16 protein-coding genes and 1 tRNA gene are annotated in these 22241 nt (G+C 44.5%); 12 read left to right on the forward strand and 5 right to left on the reverse strand.

The window, feature by feature from the left end; genetic code table 11:
- Nucleotide 1: 1 nt before the first annotated feature.
- Both ACPEIW_RS02095 and ACPEIW_RS02100 read left to right on the forward strand, forming a co-directional pair.
- Entirely contained in the window at nucleotides 2-1111 is a 1110-nt protein-coding gene (locus ACPEIW_RS02095; protein WP_425664372.1) for a tyrosine recombinase, read from the forward strand.
- Nucleotides 1112-1174: 63 nt separating this feature from the next.
- Nucleotides 1175-2014: a ParA family protein gene (locus tag ACPEIW_RS02100; RefSeq protein ID WP_004121099.1), complete on the forward strand. Its 840-nt coding sequence runs from the start codon at nucleotides 1175-1177 to the stop codon at nucleotides 2012-2014.
- A gap of 203 nt (nucleotides 2015-2217) precedes the next feature.
- On the opposite strand, the gene ACPEIW_RS02105 is transcribed toward ACPEIW_RS02100, so the two are convergent.
- Both ACPEIW_RS02105 and ACPEIW_RS02110 read right to left on the reverse strand, forming a co-directional pair.
- Complete coding sequence (locus ACPEIW_RS02105; protein ID WP_425664103.1) at nucleotides 2218-2496, reverse strand: DUF6725 family protein; 279 nt, start codon at nucleotides 2494-2496, stop codon at nucleotides 2218-2220.
- A 95-nt stretch (nucleotides 2497-2591) separates the two neighbouring features.
- Nucleotides 2592-2879, reverse strand: a complete 288-nt coding sequence (locus ACPEIW_RS02110) for a type II toxin-antitoxin system RelB/DinJ family antitoxin (protein WP_422111647.1) — start codon at nucleotides 2877-2879, stop codon at nucleotides 2592-2594.
- Between the two features lie 277 nt (nucleotides 2880-3156).
- Between ACPEIW_RS02110 and ACPEIW_RS02115 the strand changes: the two genes are divergently transcribed.
- The 10 genes from ACPEIW_RS02115 (at nucleotide 3157) to ACPEIW_RS02160 (ending at nucleotide 19230) form a co-directional block, all read left to right on the forward strand.
- On the forward strand, nucleotides 3157-3606 hold the full coding sequence (locus tag ACPEIW_RS02115) for a helix-turn-helix domain-containing protein (protein WP_425664105.1): 450 nt from the start codon (nucleotides 3157-3159) through the stop codon (nucleotides 3604-3606).
- A 253-nt stretch (nucleotides 3607-3859) separates the two neighbouring features.
- Nucleotides 3860-4591 carry a DUF6577 family protein gene (locus ACPEIW_RS02120; RefSeq protein WP_004574686.1) on the forward strand — a complete coding sequence of 244 codons (732 nt, stop codon included), beginning with the start codon at nucleotides 3860-3862 and terminating at the stop codon, nucleotides 4589-4591.
- A 9-nt stretch (nucleotides 4592-4600) separates the two neighbouring features.
- Entirely contained in the window at nucleotides 4601-5671 is a 1071-nt protein-coding gene (locus tag ACPEIW_RS02125; RefSeq protein WP_020757622.1) for a nucleotidyl transferase AbiEii/AbiGii toxin family protein, read from the forward strand.
- Nucleotides 5672-6601: 930 nt separating this feature from the next.
- A complete protein-coding gene (locus ACPEIW_RS02130) occupies nucleotides 6602-12076 on the forward strand; it encodes a Rib/alpha-like domain-containing protein (protein WP_425664108.1) in 5475 nt (1824 codons plus the stop codon).
- A gap of 283 nt (nucleotides 12077-12359) precedes the next feature.
- Nucleotides 12360-14057 carry a SpaH/EbpB family LPXTG-anchored major pilin gene (locus ACPEIW_RS02135; RefSeq protein WP_425664110.1) on the forward strand — a complete coding sequence of 566 codons (1698 nt, stop codon included), beginning with the start codon at nucleotides 12360-12362 and terminating at the stop codon, nucleotides 14055-14057.
- A 243-nt stretch (nucleotides 14058-14300) separates the two neighbouring features.
- Entirely contained in the window at nucleotides 14301-15449 is a 1149-nt protein-coding gene (locus ACPEIW_RS02140) for a class C sortase (protein ID WP_425664112.1), read from the forward strand.
- Nucleotides 15450-15787: 338 nt separating this feature from the next.
- The gene (locus ACPEIW_RS02145) at nucleotides 15788-17122 is read left to right on the forward strand and encodes a hypothetical protein (RefSeq protein ID WP_032818151.1); all 1335 of its coding nucleotides are present in this window, start codon (nucleotides 15788-15790) and stop codon (nucleotides 17120-17122) included.
- A gap of 282 nt (nucleotides 17123-17404) precedes the next feature.
- Nucleotides 17405-18211, forward strand: a complete 807-nt coding sequence (locus tag ACPEIW_RS02150) for a GTP pyrophosphokinase (RefSeq protein ID WP_425664114.1) — start codon at nucleotides 17405-17407, stop codon at nucleotides 18209-18211.
- A gap of 86 nt (nucleotides 18212-18297) precedes the next feature.
- A complete protein-coding gene (locus tag ACPEIW_RS02155; protein WP_116285633.1) occupies nucleotides 18298-19059 on the forward strand; it encodes a Bax inhibitor-1/YccA family protein in 762 nt (253 codons plus the stop codon).
- Nucleotides 19060-19145: 86 nt separating this feature from the next.
- A tRNA-Ser gene (locus tag ACPEIW_RS02160) sits at nucleotides 19146-19230 on the forward strand.
- Nucleotides 19231-19376: 146 nt separating this feature from the next.
- Here ACPEIW_RS02160 and ACPEIW_RS02165 read toward each other — a convergent pair.
- The 3 genes from ACPEIW_RS02165 to ACPEIW_RS02175 all read right to left on the reverse strand — a co-directional run bounded on the left by ACPEIW_RS02165 (nucleotide 19377) and on the right by ACPEIW_RS02175 (nucleotide 22121).
- Nucleotides 19377-19850, reverse strand: a complete 474-nt coding sequence (locus ACPEIW_RS02165; protein WP_016837428.1) for a Fic family protein — start codon at nucleotides 19848-19850, stop codon at nucleotides 19377-19379.
- Nucleotides 19847-20359: a Panacea domain-containing protein gene (locus ACPEIW_RS02170; RefSeq protein ID WP_016837430.1), complete on the reverse strand. Its 513-nt coding sequence runs from the start codon at nucleotides 20357-20359 to the stop codon at nucleotides 19847-19849. Before ACPEIW_RS02170 ends, ACPEIW_RS02165 begins: the two co-directional genes overlap by 4 nt.
- Before the next feature lie 325 nt (nucleotides 20360-20684).
- Nucleotides 20685-22121 carry a hydroxymethylglutaryl-CoA synthase family protein gene (locus tag ACPEIW_RS02175; protein WP_425664117.1) on the reverse strand — a complete coding sequence of 479 codons (1437 nt, stop codon included), beginning with the start codon at nucleotides 22119-22121 and terminating at the stop codon, nucleotides 20685-20687.
- Between the last annotated feature and the right edge of the window lie 120 nt (nucleotides 22122-22241).

Consider the following 22241-nt stretch of genomic DNA (forward strand, 5'->3'; position numbering starts at 1 on the left):
CATGAACCAATCGCAGAAACCGCATCAGCCGAGCACTAATCAATCGCAACAATCGCATGCAAATCAACCGCATGAATCGCCATTTTCCCCAAAAATCCAGCAATTTCTAAACCACATAAGCGTGGAGCGCGGGCTTTCGCCAAAAACCGTTGAAGCTTACGAGTCGGATCTTACAAAATACACGAACTGGCTGCGCGAAGCCCGAAAAATCAACGATGTTAACGAAATCACGCAACTAGACATCGAAGAATACGTGCGCGCAATGGCATCACAAGCAATGGCATCACAAGCAATGGCAGCGCAAAGGTTAGGACCTCGCACGATTGCGCGGCGAATCGCAAGCATCCACGAGTGGAACAAATTCATGCTTTCCAACGCGCAAATCGCAAGAGACCCTTCTGCAGAAGTCAAAGCGCCTAAGCAGTCGGAGCATCTTCCAGACGTGCTCAGCATTAGCGAAGTTGAGCGCGTAATCGATGCTGCTGGCGGCTTTGGTAGCACGGATGCCGTCTCGCTGCGCGACCGTGCGCTCGTGGAATTTTTGTATGCGACTGGCGCGCGCGTTAGCGAGGCGGTTGGGCTAAAATTTGAGGATATTGATTTAGCGGAATCTGTTGTGCGGCTTAGCGGAAAAGGGCAAAAGCAGAGGCTTGTGCCGATTGGAAAGTGCGCGGTTCGTGCGTTGCGCGATTATTTAGATAAAGCTAGGCCGATTCTTGAAAGCCGCGCGCAAAAGTCGCAAGCAACCGCAAAGTCGCAAGCAGCCGCAGAATTGCAACTCAAATCGCCATTAAACTCATCTTCAAAATCCGCATCAAAATCCGCAAATTCTCACATGATTTTCCTAAACAAACGCGGCAAAGCGCTTTCTCGTCAATCCGCGTGGGAGGCGATTTCGCACGCTGGCATGATGGCAAAAATCGGCAAAGAATTGCATCCGCACACGCTTCGTCACTCCTTTGCAACGCATTTAATTTCGGGTGGAGCCGACGTTCGTACGGTTCAGGAGCTGCTTGGCCATGCGTCTGTTACAACAACGCAAATTTACACGCATATAAGCCCAGACGCGCTTATGGAGGCGTATGTTATGAGTCATCCGCGCGCAAGGTAGGTGTTTTATTCGCCGCCGCATCGCGCAAATCCACTGAACATACCTTTTGCTAAACTGGAGCGTATGCCTACTGATTTACTTGGACGCGAATATGAGACTTTCCGCGCGCCAGATGCGCTTACAACGCACGGCCCTGCGCGCATTATTGCTATGTGTAACCAGAAGGGTGGCGTTGGTAAAACTACCAGCTCCATAAATATCGCTGGTGCGCTGAGTCAATACGGTAGGCGCGTTTTAATTGTTGACTTCGATCCGCAAGGCGCTGCAACGGTGGGGCTTGGGATTAATGCGAACGCGCTTGATAACACTGTTTACACGGCGCTTTTTGATTCTTCTGTAGACGTGCACGATGTGATTCGCCACACGGCCACCGAAAACATTGACGTTATGCCTGCAAACATTGATCTTTCGGCAGCCGAGGTTCAGCTTGTTACCGAGGTTGGTCGCGAGCAGATTTTGGCTGGCGTGTTGCGCAAAGTTCGCAACGAATACGACGTTATTATTATTGACTGCCAGCCTTCGCTTGGCTTGCTTACCGTCAACGCGCTTACGGCGGCAGATGGCGTGATTATTCCTGTTGCTGCGGAGTTCTTTGCGCTTAGAGGCGTGGCGCTGCTTATGCAATCGATTGAAAAAGTGCAGCACAGAATTAACCCAGATTTGCAAGTGTTTGGCGTGCTGGTTACCATGTTTACGCGCACTTTGCACAGCGAAGAGGTTTTGCAAAGGATTTACGAGGCCTTCCAGGGGCGCGTGTTGCATTCTGTGATTTCGCGTTCGATTAAGCTGCCGGATTCTACTGTTGCGGCGGTTCCGATTACGATTTTTGCTCCTGAGCATAAGACTGCTAAGGAGTATCGCGAGGTTGCGCGCGAGCTGATTTCTAACGGCGTGGTTGCGTGATTCGACCTGCCTGAGCGCTAAAGAGCGTAGCGCGCGAATGATGATCTGCTTGAGTGTTGCAATGTAGTGCGATTGCACTTCGGCGCTGCTGTGTGCGCGTATACGTGTTACATTTGTCTCGCGCGTGAGGCGTTTGTAACGTTTTTTGGCTTGGATTCGTTATATTTGTCTCGGTGATGAGACATATGTAACACTCGCGCATATTAGCTGCGATGTTTACGCTCGGGTATTGGCTTTAGCCTTACGATTGTGCGCGCGTCGATGAACATTTCTTGCTCGGGTCTGCTTCCGTTTGCTGCCGCGTCGCGCATAAGATGCAATGTTGCGCCGTCCCAGCTGATTACGTGACCAATCGCGTCGTGATACTCGATTTTTTGTGCGCTGCCATTGCCTGTTTGAGCACAGTCATTGTTTGCTTGCGCGCTGCCAGCGTTTTGTAATCTTTCGCCGCCGCCTAATTGCGCAATTTTGTACGTTCGCACCACAATTCGCGCGCCAACTGGTATAAACTCTGGCAGAATCTGCCGCCTAATTAAGCTGCTCGTAGTATTGCCTCCGTGTTATTTGCGTCTTCGCGTTATTTATCGTCGTAGTGGCCTTTGCAATTGTGCTCTTCGAGCTTTATGGTGCCATTTTTAACGCCATCAATCTGCGATTTCAAATATGCCTGATTTGACGGCGAGTAAAATGGGTCTAGCGAAAAATCTAACGGTATTCTCTTTTCGCGACCAATCGTTTTGATAAACACGTTCAGCGCGGCGCTCATAGAGATTCCGAGTTCTTTGCAAACTCGTTCTGCGTTGAGTTTGTCTTCTTTCTTTGCGCGAAAATTTACGTTTACCACGTCTGTTGTTGCTGTAGTCATCTTGGTTCCTACTCTTATGTTTTAGTGTAGAGTTTTATACTTTTGCATAAATGTATACGATAATTATATATTATGTAACGTAAATGTCATTAATTATGCAATCAATTGTTGATGATTTTCAGTAACGCGTGCGCGACGACCTGCTTGAGCGCGGAGATTTAGCGCGCGAGCGAAACTTGCTTCGGTTAGCATACATCAAATATCACTGTATCGTGATATAATTATCAATATGATTTAATGCGGAAAAGAGAAATCAGAAAAAGAAAGAGAGGTGAATGTGCCTGTAATTTCAAGGTTTTACAAGATTAAAGATGTAAAAGCGTGCGCAAATATGAGGCTCCTCGTGCATTTTGTAAACGGAATTGTTAAAGAATACGATGTTCATAATCTGCTTCGCAAGTTTCCAGCGTTCAAAGCATTGGAAGACGAAGAGTTGTTTAATAAGGTTGTTGTGGATACAGGCGGATATGGCATTATTTGGAATGATGATTTAGATGTTTCTTGCGATGAGTTGTGGAACAATGGCAAGCAGATTAAAACGCCATTTGACAATTTAATGTCTTTTGCGGATGCGAGCGATTTGTGGAATTTAAGCGAGTCGACTCTTAGAAAAGCGGTGTCGTATAAGAAGCTTGTTAAGGGCGTTGATGCTCAAAAATACGGTAAGCAGTGGGTTGTTACTCGTAGTGCGATGGTGCGAGAGTATGGGAATCAGGTTGGTGCTTAGAGCTACAAAGTGCGTCAATTGACGATTTCATGTAGTGCGATTGTATAGCGACATGTTGCTGTCTTTAGCAAGTTCTGTCTTTTTGTATTTTGTTATTATCTTTTGTGCCCTATACGGTATTTACATTTGAATATTGACTTTATGTTTAATAGATGAAATACTAGATAAATAGGAACTAGATATCGGCAAAAACTATAAGATTTGCCGATGTGTGTTATAGTGTTTTTATAAGAGGGAAGAGGGCAATAAAAACATGAAGTGGTATGAAGAAGTGCTTGACGAAATTGGTGCAAGCAGAACTTATTCTCATGGGGAATTAGTGAGCAAGCTTAAATCGTTGAAGTCAAATATGTCAAATAGTACTTATCATTGGTCTATATCGTCTTTAGTTCGCAATGGAAAATTGCTTAGGCTTGGGTATGATTCGTATAGTTTGCCAGAAGATTCGCGCAAAAAACAGTATTATCCAGATTATTCCAATAAGGCTATTAAATTAATAAAGGTTATTGCTAGAAAATATCCCCGCGTTCTTTTTACAGTCTTTGAAACAGTTTTAATGAATGATTTTTTGAATCATTTAGTTGCTCAAAATACAATTTTTTTGCAAGTTGAGAAAGAAAGCAGTATATATGTTTTTCGATTTCTTCAAGAAGCTGGATATAAAAATGTTATGTATAATCCTAGTAAAAAAGATTTTGACTTGTATTGGTCAAAAGATTGTATTGTTGTAACAGATCTAATATCTGAATCTCCAGTTTTTGCAGCGGATTCTTATTTGTCAGCTGATTTTCATTCAATAACCTTAGAGAAAATTCTTGTTGATATGTTATCGGATAAATTAATATCTACAACTTATAGTATCGCTGAATTTAGTGATGTTATTGTGCAGGCTAAAAGTGTATATCTTCTCGATAAAGTGAGAATGCTTAGATACGCAGCAAGGCGTAATCGCAGGAATATGCTCGTAAAGTACCTAGAAGGATAGAAGGTGGTTATGTTTCTTAAAGAAAATTTTACAGCAGAACACATCTCTAGGCTTAGGGCTGAAACGAAATCTGATCCTTCTATATTAGAGAGAACTGTTTTTGCTTTTGGTTTGCTTGAGGCGATTGCTAAAGTTGGTCTTCCCTTTATATTTAAGGGCGGAACGTCTCTTTTAGTTATGCTTAATTCTCCAAAGCGTTTAAGCACTGATATTGATATTATTGTTAATCCGAATACAGATATTGATGCTTATATTGAAAAAGCTGGGAAAATATTCCCGTTTATAAGTGTAGAAGAGAATATTCGGGAAAGCTCTCGTAACATAGAAAAGCGTCATTTTAGATTCCATTTTCTTTCTCCAAGAACTGGTAAAGATATTAACGTGCTGTTAGATGTCTTGTTTGAGAATAATCCATACGAAGATATAGTTAAATATCCAATTAAGAATAAGTTCCTTTTAAGCGATGATAACAATCTTATTGTAAATGTTCCTAATAAAAATTGTATTTTAGGAGATAAACTCACTGCGTTTGCACCTCATACTACTGGCATTCTTTTAGGTGACGGCAAGGAGTTAGAGGTTATAAAGCAATTGTTTGATTGTTGGACGCTTATACAAGAAATGGACGATTACAACTTAGTAGTTAAATCCTATAACAGAGTTTCTCAAATTGAGCTTGAGTATAGGAATCTTAGTATTAGTTCATCGGATTGCTTAAAAGATACTATTGATAGTTGCATTTGTATTATGGGCAGAGGTTCTGTAAATTCAAATGATTATGAGAGTTTTTCTTTAGGTATAAATGCTATTAAGGGTCATGTTTTTTCCGAAAGAATCAATGGCGAGAATGCTTGTATTTATGCTAGCGAAGTAATGTATCTTGCTGCATGCATTTTAACTGGCAAAACTGTTTTCAGACGTATTACAAATCCAGATGAATACAGAGATGTGTGTTTGAAAATAAGTGGTATGAAAAAGATTAGTAGTATTCGAAACACTAATCCATTGTCATATGCTTATATGATTAAAGCGTTGCAAATGTTAAATGATGTTGGGCTGTATAACGAGAGCATTTTGTAGATAGTGTGTTCTTACTTTTGTAAATTGGCCTGAACGTAAACAAACTGTCACACGACCAGAGCTACATTTTCGGAGCGCTGAGCTTGCTTAAGGTTGAAAGCACGGTGTGCTTTCAACGCAAGCGAGGACGTGAGCGCGCTGTAACGCGCGAGCGACAAAACGCTGAAATTCGGTACAATCGCACTACGGTTTTGTGTGTATGTGTAGTGTGTTTGCGCTCGGGCACTGGATTTAGCCTTACGATTTGCATGCGCTTGTGGTTCGCTCGCACCCAAACCACAAGATGTTGTGGTTTTTGCGACACGCGGGTCACAAAAAACACTTCACCTACTGCATAAAAGTATTCGGTTATTATCTAGTATTCAATAGATTTTTTTGCAAAAGTCAATCATTATAAAAACTTTTACGCACTCCGTAATTTGTAGGGGCTTTAACTTGCAATTCGTTCTGGGGGGGGGGTATAAATACTAGAGGCTTTAGTTAAAGCTGCGCTTTGCTATTTTGTTTTTGCGCGCGAATAATCGTCGGGTTGAACTCCGAGTTAATGCCCGAGTTAACACCAGAGTTAGCCTCCGAGTTAACACACGAATTATTCGCCGCGTTTGGCGCTGCGTTGAGTGATTGCTGAACGTTTATGCTGCGTTGGGCAGTGGGAGTCACCTGGCTTTGCTTGTACAGGTGCTGGTTGGAACGTTCGGCACATTGCGCTTAACGCTTTTTGAGTATTGGATTCGTCTGGTACTCTGCTCGTTTGGGGAGTTGCGCGCAAATGCATAAAACAAGTGAGCGAAGAGTAACTTAAGAATAACGAGGAACAAGCCGCATGGAATGGTTTCATGCAGTTTTGTTGGGGGTTACCACGATATTCGCGGTGCTAGGAAAGGTGAGTAGACTATGTTGCCAGCAGGGTTACGTGGATTCGCATCACGCATGGGGCGTTTTGCATCTCGCGCTTTTGCTTGGAATAAGGATGGCGCAGAGTCTTGCTCCGCCGCCACTTCCGACTCTGACTCGCTCTCAAGCGCCGCCGCAACAACCGCAGCTCGCACCGCACGCCCAGCTCGCACCCTACTTCGCGCGCTCTTCGCAATGATTCTCGCCGCAGCCACGCTCCTCGCAATGCTCGTCTTGCCGCCAGTGAATAAGGCGAATGGTTTCGATGAAGATAGGAACACAAATCCATATCCACAGGTTTGGTGGGATGGAATGGGCTCTGGCTATGTAGTTGGAAAAGGTGTTACTTATAATGAGGGTGGAAAAACTTATCACCCAGCATGGAATGCGTATAACTCAATTTCTCTTCCTAATGCGTATATAGATCAAGCAAATAGGAAAATTGTCTGGTCTTTTTTAATCATGAAAGATAGTGAGTTATATAAAAGTTTGAAGTATAACAGACCTATTGATGGAAACCGTTCAGGCGAGGGTAGAGCTGCAATAATGGCTTTCTTGCCTAAAGGAATTGACTTAAGCAGCGTTAAGATTTATAGAAGAAGAACTGGTAAGACTAAGCCAAGAGTTTTAGAGAATGATTTAACTATAACTAAAGAAGATGGTAGTAGAAGGACTTATAGAAGAGGTACTCAGATTTCTTACGGCTGCTTTGCGCATGATGATGCGTGGGATAGTCAAAATTTTGGTAAGTATGTAAGATCAAATGACTTTACTGTGTATCCAGGTAATAGAAACTGTAATCAGCTTGATCCAAAAATTCATGTAGGAGAAACTATATCTAGTTTTACAGGTGGTAGATGGAATACAAATCAAGCTAATACTGATGCAAATAAAGTTGCTGAGTATTTTGATGAAGCAGTTAGCAGTATGCGACTTGGTGATTGCAAGGATGAAGATAATAATGGTACTGGCATGTGCACAGTTAGACACTGGAAGTCTAACTTTGCTGCATCATTAATGTCTTGGGAAGATAGAAATCTTCGTGGATACGAATGGCATATTACAGCCACTTATAATGCTAATGTTAAACACCCAGAACTTCTTCCTTTACTTGTTGGATATTCTCCTAATAAAACTGTGGGAACTTGGGGCGATGATAATGGCAAATGGGCTTTTATGGGTCCGCTTGACTACGATGGCGACGGTATTCCAGATAAAGTCGAGCACGACATGGGTACTAATCCTGTTGAAAAAACGTCTTTGCTGTACCCTAAGTATGATGCGAAAATGCTTCCAGATTATATAAAGAAGCTAAAGAATCAAACTGGTGCAAGCGCTTATGGTGGTATAAGCAATGTTCCTGTAACTGTTTTTGGCACGAATGCCGAATTAAAGCCGTATGTTGAAACTGGCGAATGGGTTGGAGCATCTGGTACAGGACATTTTACTAAGCACAAAGATGAAACAACATCAGATTTACACTTAGATGATTTGCCTGGAACCAATATGGAAGAGCCTTTGAATGAAGGTAATAGGGTGAAGTATACTCTTTCCAATATTCCAGAGGGTATTAAACGTAATGACTACGGAGAATGTAATGTAGGTACTGACCATGGATGCGTCAATATAAACTACCAAACTGGTGTTATAACGTATAATCCTCGTAAAGAAGATATTGGCCATGAAGTTACTTTCACGCTAAGCGTAAGGCATCCTAATAGTAATATATTCCCTTATAAATGCTCCAAGAATAATCAAGATGGAGCTTGGACAGAAACTCAACAAGTCAAAATCAAGGTCGTCTCGCAAGCGTCCATCTACAATCCGCATTACGACGAAACGGTTGTGCATAACATAAAGCAAGGCAACGGTTACTACACTGTTGGCACTGCTACCAGCGCTGAGCCTAAGAGCGTGTCGAACGGCAAGAATTGGATTATGGATGGCCCGCTGCCTAAAGGCACTAAGTTTGAGCTTACGGATTACGACAGCAAAAAATACAAGTATGCTCCTAAGGTTCTTAAATGGTCTAACATTAGTAAAGACAACACTAATAACGGCAAGGTGACGTTTACTCCAGATAAGTCGAATGTTGGTCAGTCTTACAGCACGCCTGTACTCGTTACGTATCCAGATGGCTCAACGTCTAGGGATCTAGATGCTGGCAATAAAGATACTATTGTTGCAGCTCCCGTTAGGGTAGAAGACCTTACAGTTACTAATAATCCGCAGGATTTGACTCTTAAGCTTCTTAACGGCAAGAGCATAAATAATAACGCATTTGGCAGCGATATTAATTACCACAATACGAATGGCCAAAAGCCGCGCGAGCTTACAAAAGGCCAGGCGATTGGTGAAGGCGCCAAGGATGACGGCATTGTGCTGGATTCGTGGTCCACTAACGCAAAGGGTCCAATTACCTTCCGCGCTGTGTGCCATAGGAAGGATGACCCTAAGGCTCCGTACACGCTGCTAACGCCTAATGGTGGCAAGGGCGGCACACCAAGCGGCGATGTTGATGGCTTGCAATTCCAGGGCTTCCGCCAGTGGACTCGAGACAATGACCCTAAGTGCGCGAATGGTAAATGCACAGATGGCAATCAATACCTTTCTAGGGGAGAATGGAACAAAGACACAATGGAGCGTTCGCGCGCGCTGATTGGTGGCACGCCTAAAAAAGCGGGCGAGTACGAGTGCAAGGTGTTCGCTTTCCATGAGCCTCATGCTGGTGCAGGGAAGCAATATAACGGTGCGCTGAAAACGTTTGATGGCTTAGTTAAACAAGGCGCAAACTATGGCTTTGCTTTTGATGTTGGTGACACTTTTGCATCCACTAGGGGCACAGAGTGGACTGTAGACTCCTTCCACTTTAAGATAAAGCTTAACGACAACCAAAAGTACAACCCGACTTACGTGAAGATTACAGAGATTAAGGCTGGTAGTACTTATAACGCTAAGAAGGCAGACATAAGCTCTGGTGCGCCGCAAAGCAAGAAGAAAGTTAAGGGCGATAATGGGCAAGAGGTTAATGCTAACGGCGTTCCAGAAGAAGATTTGGTGGACGTTAAGGATAGCGACCTGCCAAAGGGTACTTGGTACGAGATTAAGCGCTTTGTTAAGTTTGGCGATATTAAGAACTTGAAAGTCAAGAATTTGCCTTGGGCTAACTTTGAAGATGGCGAAGACAATAAAGCTGAAGGTAAGTCGGAAGCAAAAGATAAGAACGCCACCAAGAAAGGCTCCGTCACCTTCCGTCCAACAAAGTGGCAAGACGCTGGCGACTACTGGGCCGAGGTTGTTGTGCACTATCCAGACGGTACATCTACGGATCAGCCAGAATCTATTAACTACAAGCACCCTGTGTATGCAAAGGTGAATGTTACGCGCGATGACGCTCATAATCAGCTTAGGCTTGATTTGTGGAAGAATTACCCTAAGACGCGCATGGACAACGGCTACGACCTTAAAGTAGGTGAGTCGTTACCTAACGATGCAACTTTCGACTCGTGGATGACTAAGTCTGTTGGCAACTTGCATCAGCATGTAGTTTGCTCCAAGAAGGGCAAGGATGGCAAGTATAGCGATTATACTTACAACACTCTGCCTGGTCATGTTAATAACACAAAGTCGAATAAAGATATCGAAAAAGACGGCTTAAGGTTTAAGAGCGAGAAAGTCTGGAAGCACGCTAGCTTTAAGCAGCAGGAGCAGTGCCGTCTTAAAGGCGGTAGTAGTTGCGATAAAGACAACTACCTATACGACGGTGATGGCGCTTCCGAGCAGACTCGCGGATATTTTGGCGGCAAGGCGCAGAAGACTGGCGACTACGAGTGCAAGGTCTACGTTATAAGGGGAGACGATAAGTCTGCGGCGTTTGAGAAGGCGGTTAAGGGCAATATCGAGAAGAATAAGAAAGACAAGAGCAAGAAGAACGCTGACCCAGTTGACGGTGTGCTGAACGCTAGAGGTAATCCGTACGGCACAGACGGCCAGGGCTACAAAACTAGCACATTCGCTGTGCGTATTCATAACCTCAACCACTTCTACAATCCGCAATATAACACCATCACTCTTACTGCTGGTACTAACGGATCTTCGAATGTGCCTCAAAGCGCCAAGGATGCGAATGGAGCTACCGACAATCAGAGTGATGTTAAGGCTGGGGATTTGCCTGCTGGCACTTGGTTTGAGCGCAAGATGTATAAGTCTGACACGTCTTACAAGTCGTTGCTAAGCTACGCTGTTTTTGAAAACGGTCAAGCTAATACCGAAGATAAAAAGAATGCCAAGGATACAAAGAAGGTTGGTGAATTCGGTAAAGTGTCTTTCTACCCTCATAAGTGGATGAATGCCACAAAAGAGGGGCAGCCAGACAAAGTACCAGTGGTTGTGCATTACCCAGACGGTTCTACATCAGAAGACCCAGATTCTGGTAACAACGGTAAGCCTATTTACGCGTATGTAAATATTGTGCGGCCAAAAATTAATAATCCAGATTTAATGCTGGAATTATTCTCTCGCTACAATGATGCTACAGATAATACGGATGGCCAAAGAATAGCTATTAACACCAACAACAATATTAATAGTCAGTATGGCGTTACGGTTATGGAAAACATAGGCTTAATAAAGGATCTTGGCATTAACGCTTGGTCGGAAAATAAGCCTGGCCAGATTGGTCTTAAACTGCTATGCAAGAAGAAGGGCGATTCTAGCAGCAAGTGGAACGAGAAGCTTGATAAGTTGTTCTTCCACGTGAACAAAGAAAAGAAGTGGGGTCACGCTGATTCGTTCGATAAGCAGAAGCCATGTAGGGAAAATTCTAATAATTGCAACGCGAATCTTTTGTATGACAAAGACGGCAACACTATGGAGCGTTCGCGCGGCAAGATTGCTGGTGTTCCTACAGAAGTTGGCGAATATCAGTGTGCTGTGCTTGCTTTGAAGCCTGATGCAGAGAGGATTTACTCTGGAAAGCTTGCTAGACCAAAAAATAGTAATGTTGGCGGCGATAGCTCTTTGAATGTTGAGAATCCTGCAGAAAGTTTTGGCTCGCTAGTGAAAAATGTTGATTGGGCTATTGTTTACTTCCCAGTGAATGTTGTTAAGCCATTCAACTTGCCGAAGACGGGCGGAGAAGATTGCGTGAACTGGAACATGCTGATGAGCGTGGTGTGCGTGATTGGCACGGGCGTTATGGCGGCTGGGTTCTTCCTTGATCAGACGAAGTGGGGGCGCGCGATTTGGCGTGCTGTGGCGGCGCGTGTTGGGTTGTGCGGTGCTGCGGCTGGCGCGTGTGGTTCGGCTGGCGATTCGACCGCTCGTGCGGCTTGTGTGGCTGAGTGCGGTGCGTCTCGCGCAGCGGTGGCTAATCGCGCTGTAGGTGCGGCGGCTTGCGACCACGCGGAACCTGCCCCTGTAATCAAATCTTTTATCCGCAAAACTGCCGAGTGGTGTGGTGGCGTAATGCTGCGCATCGAATGGTGGATAACCGAAAGGTGGCGATGCTGATGAAGATATTTTCTGCAGCGTAAAACCTGCGGGAGGGTTTGGGCGCATGATTGTGCTCAATCAAAACTGAAAATGATAACTAAACAGATTAGCTAGTGTGAATTGGCTGGCGGATGCTGGTTGGCTGGCGTATGCTGATTGACTAACAGAAGTTGGTTGATTGGCGGAAGTTGGTTTACTAACAGAAGTTGGTTGATTTACACAAACTAATTAACAAAAACTAACAAAACATAACACATATCTCTCAAAGTGTTCGCAAGAACAAAACAAACAAGGAGAAAATATGAATAAGATAACAAAGCAGTGCGTGGCCGCGGTGGCCTCGCTCGCGATGGCTGGCACGCTGTGCGTTGCTGGCGCCGTGGTTGCTGGCAGCTCTGCTTGGGCTGCTGATACATGCAATAATGGTGCGCCTTGGTCTGACGCTTGCAAGGCTCAGACTGGTTCCATCGAGATTACCAAGTACAAAGATGAAACCGATAATAACGGTGTACAGAAGAAGGACACCCCTGTTCCTGGTGCAAAGTTTAAGGTGACCAAAGTTAAGTCGCTTGACAATACAAACCTTGACCTTACAAAATATGATGAATGGCTCAGGGTTGCTGCTAAGGTTCCAACGCTTAACCTAACACCTAATACTACAAGTAATATCGGTTTTGACGATGCAGTCACGAACCCTAATCCACCTGCAGGCGAAACTGATCATACTCTGTTTGTAACTGGTTCGGATGGTAAAGTAAAAATAGACAAACTTGCTATCGGCCTTTACAAGGTTGAAGAAACTCAGGCTCCTGATGGATACCAAAAGTTTCCTAATCCATTCTTTATGACGGTTCCAGAAGTCACTCGCGGCACGAACGGTAATACCTACAAGTACGCTGTAACAGTTGATCCTAAGAATGCTTACACTAAGGATGCAATTAAGAAGACTGCTGATACGTCTGCAATGGTTGGTGCTGAGGATACCTTGCCATATACCATTTCCACTACTGTGGTCACATCAACTAACACTCCTATTACGACTCGCACAAAGGACGATTATAAGGACTTTGCTGTGTGGGATGATGCGTTGATTAGTGCGTATGATGGCATGAAGGATTTAACTTCTGCTAATGCTAAGAAATTAGTTACGGAAGTTAAGATTGGCGAGACACCAATTAATAACACTGAAAATAAAGAAGATAAGTACACGGTTAATGTTGAAGATAGTCCTGTTGATAATAACGGCGGCACTGCAACCCGTAAGCGCATTAAGGTAGCGTTTACTGATGATGGACTTACTGCTATTGCTAATGCTCTTAAGACTTCACCAAATGCTAAGTTGACTGTTAAGTTTGAGTTCAAGCTTAGCAAAACTGTTGCTGCTGGAGATCTTGTTAACAAGTACGGTTTCCAGCCAGGCCACAAGAAGGGTGATGAAACTCCAACACCAGTAAATCCTCCAACTCCAGACCCAAGTTCTACGGTAACTCTTCGCGACTTCCAGATTAAGAAGGTTAACGGAACCGATGGTAAGTCTCCTCTTAAGGGTGCTGAGTTTGCTGTCTTTGCTAATGAGGATGAAGCAAAGGCTTGCGCAGCGGATGCTTCTCGTAATGATGATAAGTGCAAGAACAAGTCTGCTAAGGGCTTTGCGAATGCAAAGAATGGAACTGGTGATACTGGTTTGACTACTGCTTTCAAGGCAAAGGTTGGTAAAGAATTCTACGTTGTGGAGACTAAAGCTCCAGAAGGATTCGTTTTGTCTCCAGCTGTTGACAAGGTAACTATTCCAGCGTCTGAAGGAACTGGTACTGCTTACGTTCACTCCTTCAAGGATCTTCCAAACGGCGGCCCTGATGGCGGTAAGAATTGGTTTACTCTTCCAAAGACTGGTGCTGCAGGCGTGATTATCTTTGCGCTTATTGGCCTCGGTCTTGTTGGCTCTGGTATGTTCGTATTCCTTAAGAATCGCAAGAAGGAAGAAGAGCAAGCTGCGTGATTGTGTGTGATTAGCCAACGCTGGATTAGGTGGCGTTTGGTTTAATCATGCAAAAGATTTAGGCACTTTGTACCAGAAGACACGCTGCAGCGCTTAAAACAAAATGCGTTGAGCATTTTGTTTCTACGCTGGCGTGTTCTGGTACAAAGTGCTCTAATCTTTCCCGAGTTTGTACGTGATTTTGGTCAAATGTGGTACAAAGTGCGGAGTTATTTAATTCAATAGCTTGAGCTTGGAGGAGTTATGAAGCTAGCCGATGTTAGCAATTGGTGCCACTCGTTAAGCGAGCGCGCGGTTGCTAAATTGTTTAAGAATAAGGCGAAGCGTACCTCCAGTGTGGCTGGCACGAGCAGTGTGGCTGGTGCGAGTGATTTGCTAGCGGAAAAGTCGCAAGCAGCCGAAGAGCAAACATTACGTTCAATCTCAAGCCAAAAAATAAACCAAAATACACTTAAAACTAAAAAAACAACTAAAAAAATAACTAAAAAGAAAAGCGCGCTGATGCGCATTCTAGAGCCGATTGCGCTGGTTCTTGCAGGCATTCTGTGCTTTAGCTATCCTGTGTGCTCAACGCTGTGGAACAATCACGTTTCTAAGGAGATTTCCACTGCGTACGATAAATACAACCACGATCAGGCTGGCGACGTGCGGCGTGCGCACATTCGCGCCGCAAAGCGCTACAACGCGGCGCGCAAAGACATGCTTACGCGAGACCCGTACGGCGGCGACGGCCAGGAAAGCATAACTAACACGCCCGCGTACAAGCGCTACCTTAAAACGCTTGAGGAGCCGATGGGCATTATTGGCATCGTAAAAATTCCGAAGATTGGCGTAAAGCTGCCGATTTACCACGGCACGATGCAAGATACTCTGGCGCGAGGCGCGGGGCACTTGTATGGCACGGATTTGCCAGTGGGCGGCAAGGGGCGGCACACCGTGATCACCGCGCACACGGGCTTGCCGAACGCAACCATGTTTGACTCGCTAACCGACCTTAAAAAAGGCGACTACTTTTATCTAGACGTGCAAGGCGAGACTTTGCGATACAAGGTGTTTCGCATAAACGTGGTGGATCCGCACGATATAAGCTTGCTGCAGCGCGAGCCTGGGCGCGATTTGGCAACGCTGCTTACGTGCACGCCGTACGGAATTAACTCGCATAGGCTGCTGGTTACGGGGTACCGCGTGCTGCCAGACCCTGTTGCGGCGCCAGAAGACCATGTGCAGTGGCCGCTTTGGATGACGCTGTTTGTTATAGCGATGATTTTCTCGGCGGCGATTCTTTCCATGATGATTACGGCGGCGGCTGGTAAGAGGCGGCGCAAGTGGGATATTCGCGGCAAGCACATACTATGGGTTGGGCGTGGCGAGATTAAGTTGCGCGCAAAGTGATGCGCGCGCGACGACCTGCCTTTTCGCTTAAAGCGTAGCGCGCTGTAACATGCGAGCGCTTTTCCGCTTTTTGTACGTGTTTTGGGTCAAATTTGGTACAAAGTGCGTCAATTGGTTCCGCTTTTTGTACGTGATTTAGATCAGATGTGGTACAAAGTGCGTCAACTTTTCCGCTTTTTCAACGTTTTATAGCCTTTAACCACATTGATAAAAAATTCTTTACATACAAAAACAACGTTATTTATTATCAACATATGTCAAAGAAAATAAATATTAACGGCATACCCGATAAATTATTTAAAAAACTTATTGAGTCAGAGAATTCTAAGTCATGTCTTATGGCTTCTCAAAGCAATTCTCGAACAGACTTGCGACGCTGCTTAGAATCAGGAAAATTAGTAGAGCCATATTACGGCTTCTACGCTATTCGTGATCACTGGGATCAATTGCTGTACAAAGATAAAGTTAAGCGTATTGCAGTCACTCTTACAAACAAGATAAAGATAAAAAAGTGGAATTTTACTGGCGAAACTGCCGCCGTGCTCCTGGGGTTGGAGGTGGTTCACTTGCCTTACATACATCATTCGCTTACCGAAATATACGTGTCGTCTAGTTATGCGGAAAAATTTGCTTCGAACAAGAAAAAATCTGATTTAGAGCGGAAAAAATCGGTGCGAAGTGCATTTAGACACAAATATAGCCGACTAAAACTTCCAAACATAATAGAAGATGAATCTGGTATAAGGCTAGATGATTTTACTAAAAATAGACATAAAAATGTGAGCAACGGCACAATTATTGGCAAGGGCACAAGCGCTAATAGCGGCACAGTAAAAAATACGAATTTTTTGACAGCATCGTCATTTGGTCATATTGCGACTGATGAAGAACTTGCTATTAGTCATGTTGCCAGCATTTACAACGTTCTCTACGTGTGCGCTTGGAAGGGGTCGTTCGCCGAGTCGCTAGCAACTTTCGATTCTGCTGCTCGAAAAGGTGAAGATCTTAACAAAATTTTGCGTGTTTGTCGTAAATTTTACGGCTCCATGGATTGTTGTAGCGATACGCCGCAGTTCTTGAACAGTGTTCAGAATCCAAAAAACGCGGATTTTTATGGTGTAAATTATTCGCCTATTAACAATCCAAATTTTCTTGGCACCGATGAATTTGATGTTTTGTCACGAATGGAAACTTTGGTAAACTATGCGAACCCTAAGAGCGAGAACGGCGGAGAGTCACTTGCGCGGGCGATAATGCTTGAGCTTGGTTTTGTGGAACCAGAGTTGCAGCACGAGTTTCCAAACCCGAATCATCCACAGAGCCCATATCGCGCAGATTTTATGTGGAAAGTTAACGGAAAAATTATTGTTGGCGAGCTGGATGGCACTGATAAATATTTGATTGAAGATAGAACTTTGCTTGATAGCCGCTCGGTTGCTTGCGACTTGCGTGATGAGGATTCTGATGAAGGTGTGGAAAATATCAACAACTTCAGCACAAATAACTTATATAGATATAATCGTGATGCAGTTAGGAAAGAACGCAATAGAGAGCGGTGGCTTATGGATTGCGGAGTTGTTAGGGTTGTGCGATTTGATTATTGCGATATCTTGAATCCGCTTGAGTTTAAGAAGAAGCTGCTTTCTGCGGGAGTTCCTGCGGCCGTTGCGTGATTTACAACATTCTCGATTAATCTTTTCCGCGTTTTGTACGTGTTTTGGGTCAAATTTGGTACAAAGTGCGGGGTTGTGTTCCGCTTTTTGTACGTGTTTTAGGCGGATTTTGGTACAAAGTGCGTCAATCTTTTCCGCATTTTGTACGTGATTTAGGTCAAATTTGGTACAAAGTGCGGAAAGTCGTTCGCGCGCTACGCTTTAAGCACGAAGGAAGGTCGTCGCGCATATTCCCAGGTGATTATCAGACTTATAGCAAAATTGCGAGTAAAATAAAAAGACGTGATACTTGATCGTCATAATCGTTTAAATTTGGCCGAACTTTACGCCAGCTTGCAAGGGGCTGGCGATGGTGGGTCGCCAGACGCTGCTGCGGAAAAGTCGCAAGCAACCGCCGACGAAAAGTCCGCGCAAAAATCACCTATAAAAAGCGAAACGCCGCATCTTCCGCCCGAGCAAATGGACGAATTCGTAAACATGATGCAAGTGTACGAAGGCGCGATGTACGAAATCAGCACGAAGCTGGAGATTTTGGACGGCGAGTTTCAGGTGCGATTTTCGCACAACCCAGTGCATCACATGGAGCGGCGACTAAAATCCGTGCACTCGATTTTTGAGAAGCTGCGACGCAGAAACCTAAGCATATCAACGCGTTCGATTCGCGACAATCTGTTCGACGTGGCTGGAATCCGCGTGATTTGCAACTATCGCGACGACGTGTACGCGGTTGCGCAATATCTTTCCAAGCAAACGGATATTCAGGTGCTGCAAGTTAAGGACTACATTAAAAACCCAAAGCCGAATGGGTACCGCAGTTTGCACGTGATTTACGCTGTGCCAGTGTTTTTGTCGTCGGGCGCGCATTACACGCCTGTTGAGGTGCAGTTCCGCACAATTGCAATGGATTATTGGGCGAGCTTGGAGCACGCGCTGCGTTATAAGGCGGATTTGCCAGACGCAAAGTTGGCGGAGCATTCCAAGACGCTGCTTGAGTGCGCGCAGAATTTGCAGGCCATTGAGGCGCAAATGCAGGGGATTCATCGCGATATTAATGGTGCGCCGCGCGTGGAGGATGCGCCTGAGTCGTAACAAGCTAATACATATTGATCTGTTCGACACGCATAGTCGTACAAATGTACTATAATTAGATACTTAATAAGGATTTAGGAGGATTTATGGGAGATTTTGGAAATTTTAACGGCAATTATGCTGGCGATTTTGCGCAAAACCCAACAATTGTAGACTCGCAAGCTACTTATGTGCGCGAGCAGGCGGAGCGAGTGAGTGTGCGTCGCGTTTACGCAGAGATGACCGTTGGTCTAATCGTCACAACGCTTGTTGCAATGTTTACACAAAGTACGGGTGCGCTTTACTCTTACTTGTATGCTACGGGTAGGTTCGGCTTCTTTGGCATTATTATTGCGCAAGTGGTGCTTGCTGTTGTGCTTGGAATGCGCGTTATGAAAATGAGCGTTTTTGCTGCTCGTGCAATGTTCTATGCGTATGCGGCACTTACAGGCTTTACACTTAGCACGATCTTTACTGTGTTTAGCCTAGGCTCTATTGCAATGGTTTTGGCTTTAACTGCTGGATTCTTCCTGTGCCTTACAATGCTTGCGCTTACTACAAAAGTGAATATGCTTAAAGCTGGGCCGATTCTTATGGTGGCTTTATTGGTGTTGTGCGTGAGCCAGGTAATTCTTATGTTTGTTGCTCCAAGCGCTGGAACTATGCGATTTATTGCTGCGATTGCAGTGTTGATTTTTGCAGGTCTTACGGCTTACGATGCACAAAAAACTCGTGCGATTTTTGAAGCGTATGCTAATCAGCCAGAAATGATTAAGCGCGTTTCGATTATTTGCGCGTTTAATCTTTATTTGGACTTCATCAACATGTTTGTGTACTTGCTGGAGTTGCTTGGAAATAGGCGCGACTAGGTGCGGAGCCTGCGCGTTTTTCCTAGGGATTATGGTAAAATATACGCTTGTGTGCTTTGCGTGCTTATAGTGCGACTAGCGCACATGGATGGGTGTCCGAGCGGTCTAAGGAGACGGTCTTGAAAACCGTTGTAGGGAAACCTACCGCGAGTTCGAATCTCGCCTCATCCGCGAATAAGTGGCTTGAATAAAAGTTCAAGCCACTTTTGTGTTAAGCTATTAAATCTTTTGGCCTATAATCCTATAACCCCTTAATGAGCCTGCATTATAGTGGGTAGTGAGTCCCGAACACTTCGACTGTTCGGGACTCTAACTAATTAATTAACTTCATTCAGTAGTAAATGTGCATGTGCACGTAACTGTTCAGCTAAACTCGCACGCGCAATCTTACCTTCAACAATATTCTGAATCCATTTATATAAATCATTGTCAAAAGGATTCACACTATCTTCTATATCAAGAATAATTCCATTATTGCGAAGTAAAGCTACACACGTTAATACTGTTGTACGCTTATTAGCATCAGGAAAAATGTGGTCTTTAGCAAGATGTGTAGCAAAGTCAGCAATTTGGTCAAAAATATCCGTATAGTTATTTCGATCAGCTGGAAAGCTATCAAAAATAATCGCAAATGCAGAATACAAAACATTTTCAACACTGCCCTGAGTTTCTTGCTTAACAGTAGCAAGTCCTTGGCTTGTATCAACAATCTCTCGTTGAATAGAACACACTATTTCCGCGAAGGCAATAATCTGCTCCTCGTTCCAAACAAGAGCATCATACTGGCTCATGCATCACCAAGAATACGTAAAGTATTAGGATACTGTTTTTTTACAGCATCCACAGCACTAATAAACGTATTTTTCCTAGCAGGATATGAACCAACATCTGACGACTGAAGAATATCATGTATAAGAATCGGTTTATTGTGCAAAGCATCATACACATTGTGCCACGCACCACCAGCGCGATGAGTATAATTTATTAAATCAAATGCATTCATCCAAGCATATTTTTCAACAACAGTATCTACAATGCGATCAGCATACTGGTTAGTTTCGTGATTAGGCGCATTAAAAATACAATTCCTGCCAAACTGCTTAAATTCGTTATAAACGCTAGGTTCTATGGGACCATATTCCCAAGCTTGAATCTCATCCGTAAATAACGGGCGCTCAGGATTATTGCGCAACGATTCCACTTGCGCAAAATATACTAGCTTATTCAAAGTGAGATTTGTCAATGCTAGCGTTTTCCCATATCGATCAATAAAAATTGATGCTATATCTAAAGCTTTCATATTCAATCTCCTTTCAACAAACTTATTACGCGCACAAGAGTAAAATATATTTTACAGAATACCTCGTTAATATTACAAGAAAAACGCAATATACGGGGTACGTATCGCACTGTTTAGAGCTACAAAGTGCGTCAATTAACTCCGCTTTGTGTTGTGCGTTTGCGCGACGACCTGCCTTTTCGCTTAGAGCGTAGCGCGAAAAGGTAATTCGGAGCGCTGAGGCACTCAAGGCAGAAGCACTGCTTCTGCGCGGCGAAGACATTCGCGCGCTTAGACCGCGCGAATGATACGACCTGCCGTATTTTAAGATACAATCGCACTACGGCTAGATAGAACGATAGTTGCGCTCTTGAGATTTGATGGAGTCAAGCACGAATCGCGCGCCACTTCGATTCTCTTGGCTGCTTACAAAATCTTGCGGAGAATAAGGCGCTGCGCTGTTAAACATTTCCTCGTATTGCGAAACGCTTAATTGCGTGCGATTGTTTAATGTTTTTATGTGCTGATTAGAAAACAGCGCGCTTCGCCATTCTGGAACAAGTGTTGCGCTAAAGAATTCCGCTACAGCACCAGAACCGTAAGAGAATAAGCCGATTTTTTGGCCTGGGAGTAGGGGATATGGGTGCAACGGTGACTCATTTGGGTGTGTTGCGGAGGGGAAATCGCAAGCAACCGCAGACGAATCGCAAGCATACTCTGATGAATCGCAAGCATACTCTGATGAATCGCAAGTAATCGCAGATGAATCGCAAGCAGGCTCTGATGGATTGCCATTAACCGAAGAATCGTCAAAATTCCTAAAATAATCGTAATCAAGTAAAGAAATTAAGCCTAAATAGAGTGAACCAGTGTAAATATTTCCGATTCGGCGACTATATTGCGTGCTGTCTTGGTATCGCGCAAGAAGACGTTCGCGAGTATCGCACGTAGTAGACGCGCCGTCATTTGTGTGTGACACGCCATCACATGTGTGCGACACGCCCGAATTTGCCTCAAAACCAGCTCGAAGCGCCTTAAGCCCCATTTTTGTGTATGGAAGATGGAAGCAAATCGCCTCAAAATCGTTGAAATTGCAGTCGTTTTCCGCACTGTATTTCTGCCACACATAGCAGAACATACGAATGTATTGCTCGGTTGAAAACTTTCCGCGCGCCAAAGCAGTGCTTTGATATACAGGGCGCCAAAAATCCTGGATTTCCGCCGATTTTACAACGCTGTCGTCGTTGATTTGCAACACGCGCGGATTCTCGCTTACAAGCATCGCCACAGCACCAGCGCCTTGCGTCACCTCGCCAGGAGTTCCCACGCCGTAGCGCGCGATGTCTGCAGCAATCACCAAAACTTGCGCGCCAGGATGTGCCAGAACGTAGTCACGAGCCATCATAAGCGCCGCAGTTCCGCCATAACACGCCTCTTTTACTTCCACGCAACGCACCCACTCGCTAAGGTTTAGAAGTTTGTGAATGTAGAGCGCGCTGGATTTGCTGGCGTCGACGCCGCTTTCTGTACCAACAATCACCATTTTGAGTCGGTTGCTATCGATGTACGGCATCAGCGGCAGCGCAGCTTGAGCGCCAAGCGTTACGATGTCTTGATGATTTGGCGGCACCGCTTGCTGGCTTTGGCCTATTCCGATTGTGAATTTGTTCGGGTCGATTCCGCGCGCGATTGCCAGATCTTTCATGCTCAGGTAGCAATTTGGAGTTGCGAAAGTTATGCGGTCGATGCCGACTTTTGGCGTGTTTTTTGAAGTGTTGCTCATGGTTTCCTATTTTTTTAAGTGTGGTTTTTTTAAGTGTGATTTTTTTTTAAGTGCGATTTTAGTGGTGTAAATTTTACGGCGCGGAAGCTTTCGACTTTTCCGCGGAAAAATGGCCATTAA

Source organism: Gardnerella piotii, assembly GCF_049815665.1.
Classification (GTDB): domain Bacteria; phylum Actinomycetota; class Actinomycetes; order Actinomycetales; family Bifidobacteriaceae; genus Bifidobacterium; species Bifidobacterium piotii.

Excerpts from the sequence above, each read along its gene's own strand:
- ACPEIW_RS02095 (WP_425664372.1), top strand. The coding sequence starts at position 2 with ATGAACCAATCGCAGAAACCGCATCAGCCGAGCACTAATCAATCGCAA.
- ACPEIW_RS02100 (WP_004121099.1), top strand. The coding sequence starts at position 1,175 with ATGCCTACTGATTTACTTGGACGCGAATATGAGACTTTCCGCGCGCCA.
- ACPEIW_RS02110 (WP_422111647.1), bottom strand. The coding sequence starts at position 2,879 with ATGACTACAGCAACAACAGACGTGGTAAACGTAAATTTTCGCGCAAAG.
- ACPEIW_RS02120 (WP_004574686.1), top strand. The coding sequence starts at position 3,860 with ATGAAGTGGTATGAAGAAGTGCTTGACGAAATTGGTGCAAGCAGAACT.
- ACPEIW_RS02125 (WP_020757622.1), top strand. The coding sequence starts at position 4,601 with ATGTTTCTTAAAGAAAATTTTACAGCAGAACACATCTCTAGGCTTAGG.
- ACPEIW_RS02130 (WP_425664108.1), top strand. The coding sequence starts at position 6,602 with ATGGGGCGTTTTGCATCTCGCGCTTTTGCTTGGAATAAGGATGGCGCA.
- ACPEIW_RS02135 (WP_425664110.1), top strand. The coding sequence starts at position 12,360 with ATGAATAAGATAACAAAGCAGTGCGTGGCCGCGGTGGCCTCGCTCGCG.
- ACPEIW_RS02140 (WP_425664112.1), top strand. The coding sequence starts at position 14,301 with ATGAAGCTAGCCGATGTTAGCAATTGGTGCCACTCGTTAAGCGAGCGC.
- ACPEIW_RS02145 (WP_032818151.1), top strand. The coding sequence starts at position 15,788 with ATGGCTTCTCAAAGCAATTCTCGAACAGACTTGCGACGCTGCTTAGAA.
- ACPEIW_RS02155 (WP_116285633.1), top strand. The coding sequence starts at position 18,298 with ATGGGAGATTTTGGAAATTTTAACGGCAATTATGCTGGCGATTTTGCG.
- ACPEIW_RS02165 (WP_016837428.1), bottom strand. The coding sequence starts at position 19,850 with ATGAGCCAGTATGATGCTCTTGTTTGGAACGAGGAGCAGATTATTGCC.
- ACPEIW_RS02170 (WP_016837430.1), bottom strand. The coding sequence starts at position 20,359 with ATGAAAGCTTTAGATATAGCATCAATTTTTATTGATCGATATGGGAAA.
- ACPEIW_RS02175 (WP_425664117.1), bottom strand. The coding sequence starts at position 22,121 with ATGAGCAACACTTCAAAAAACACGCCAAAAGTCGGCATCGACCGCATA.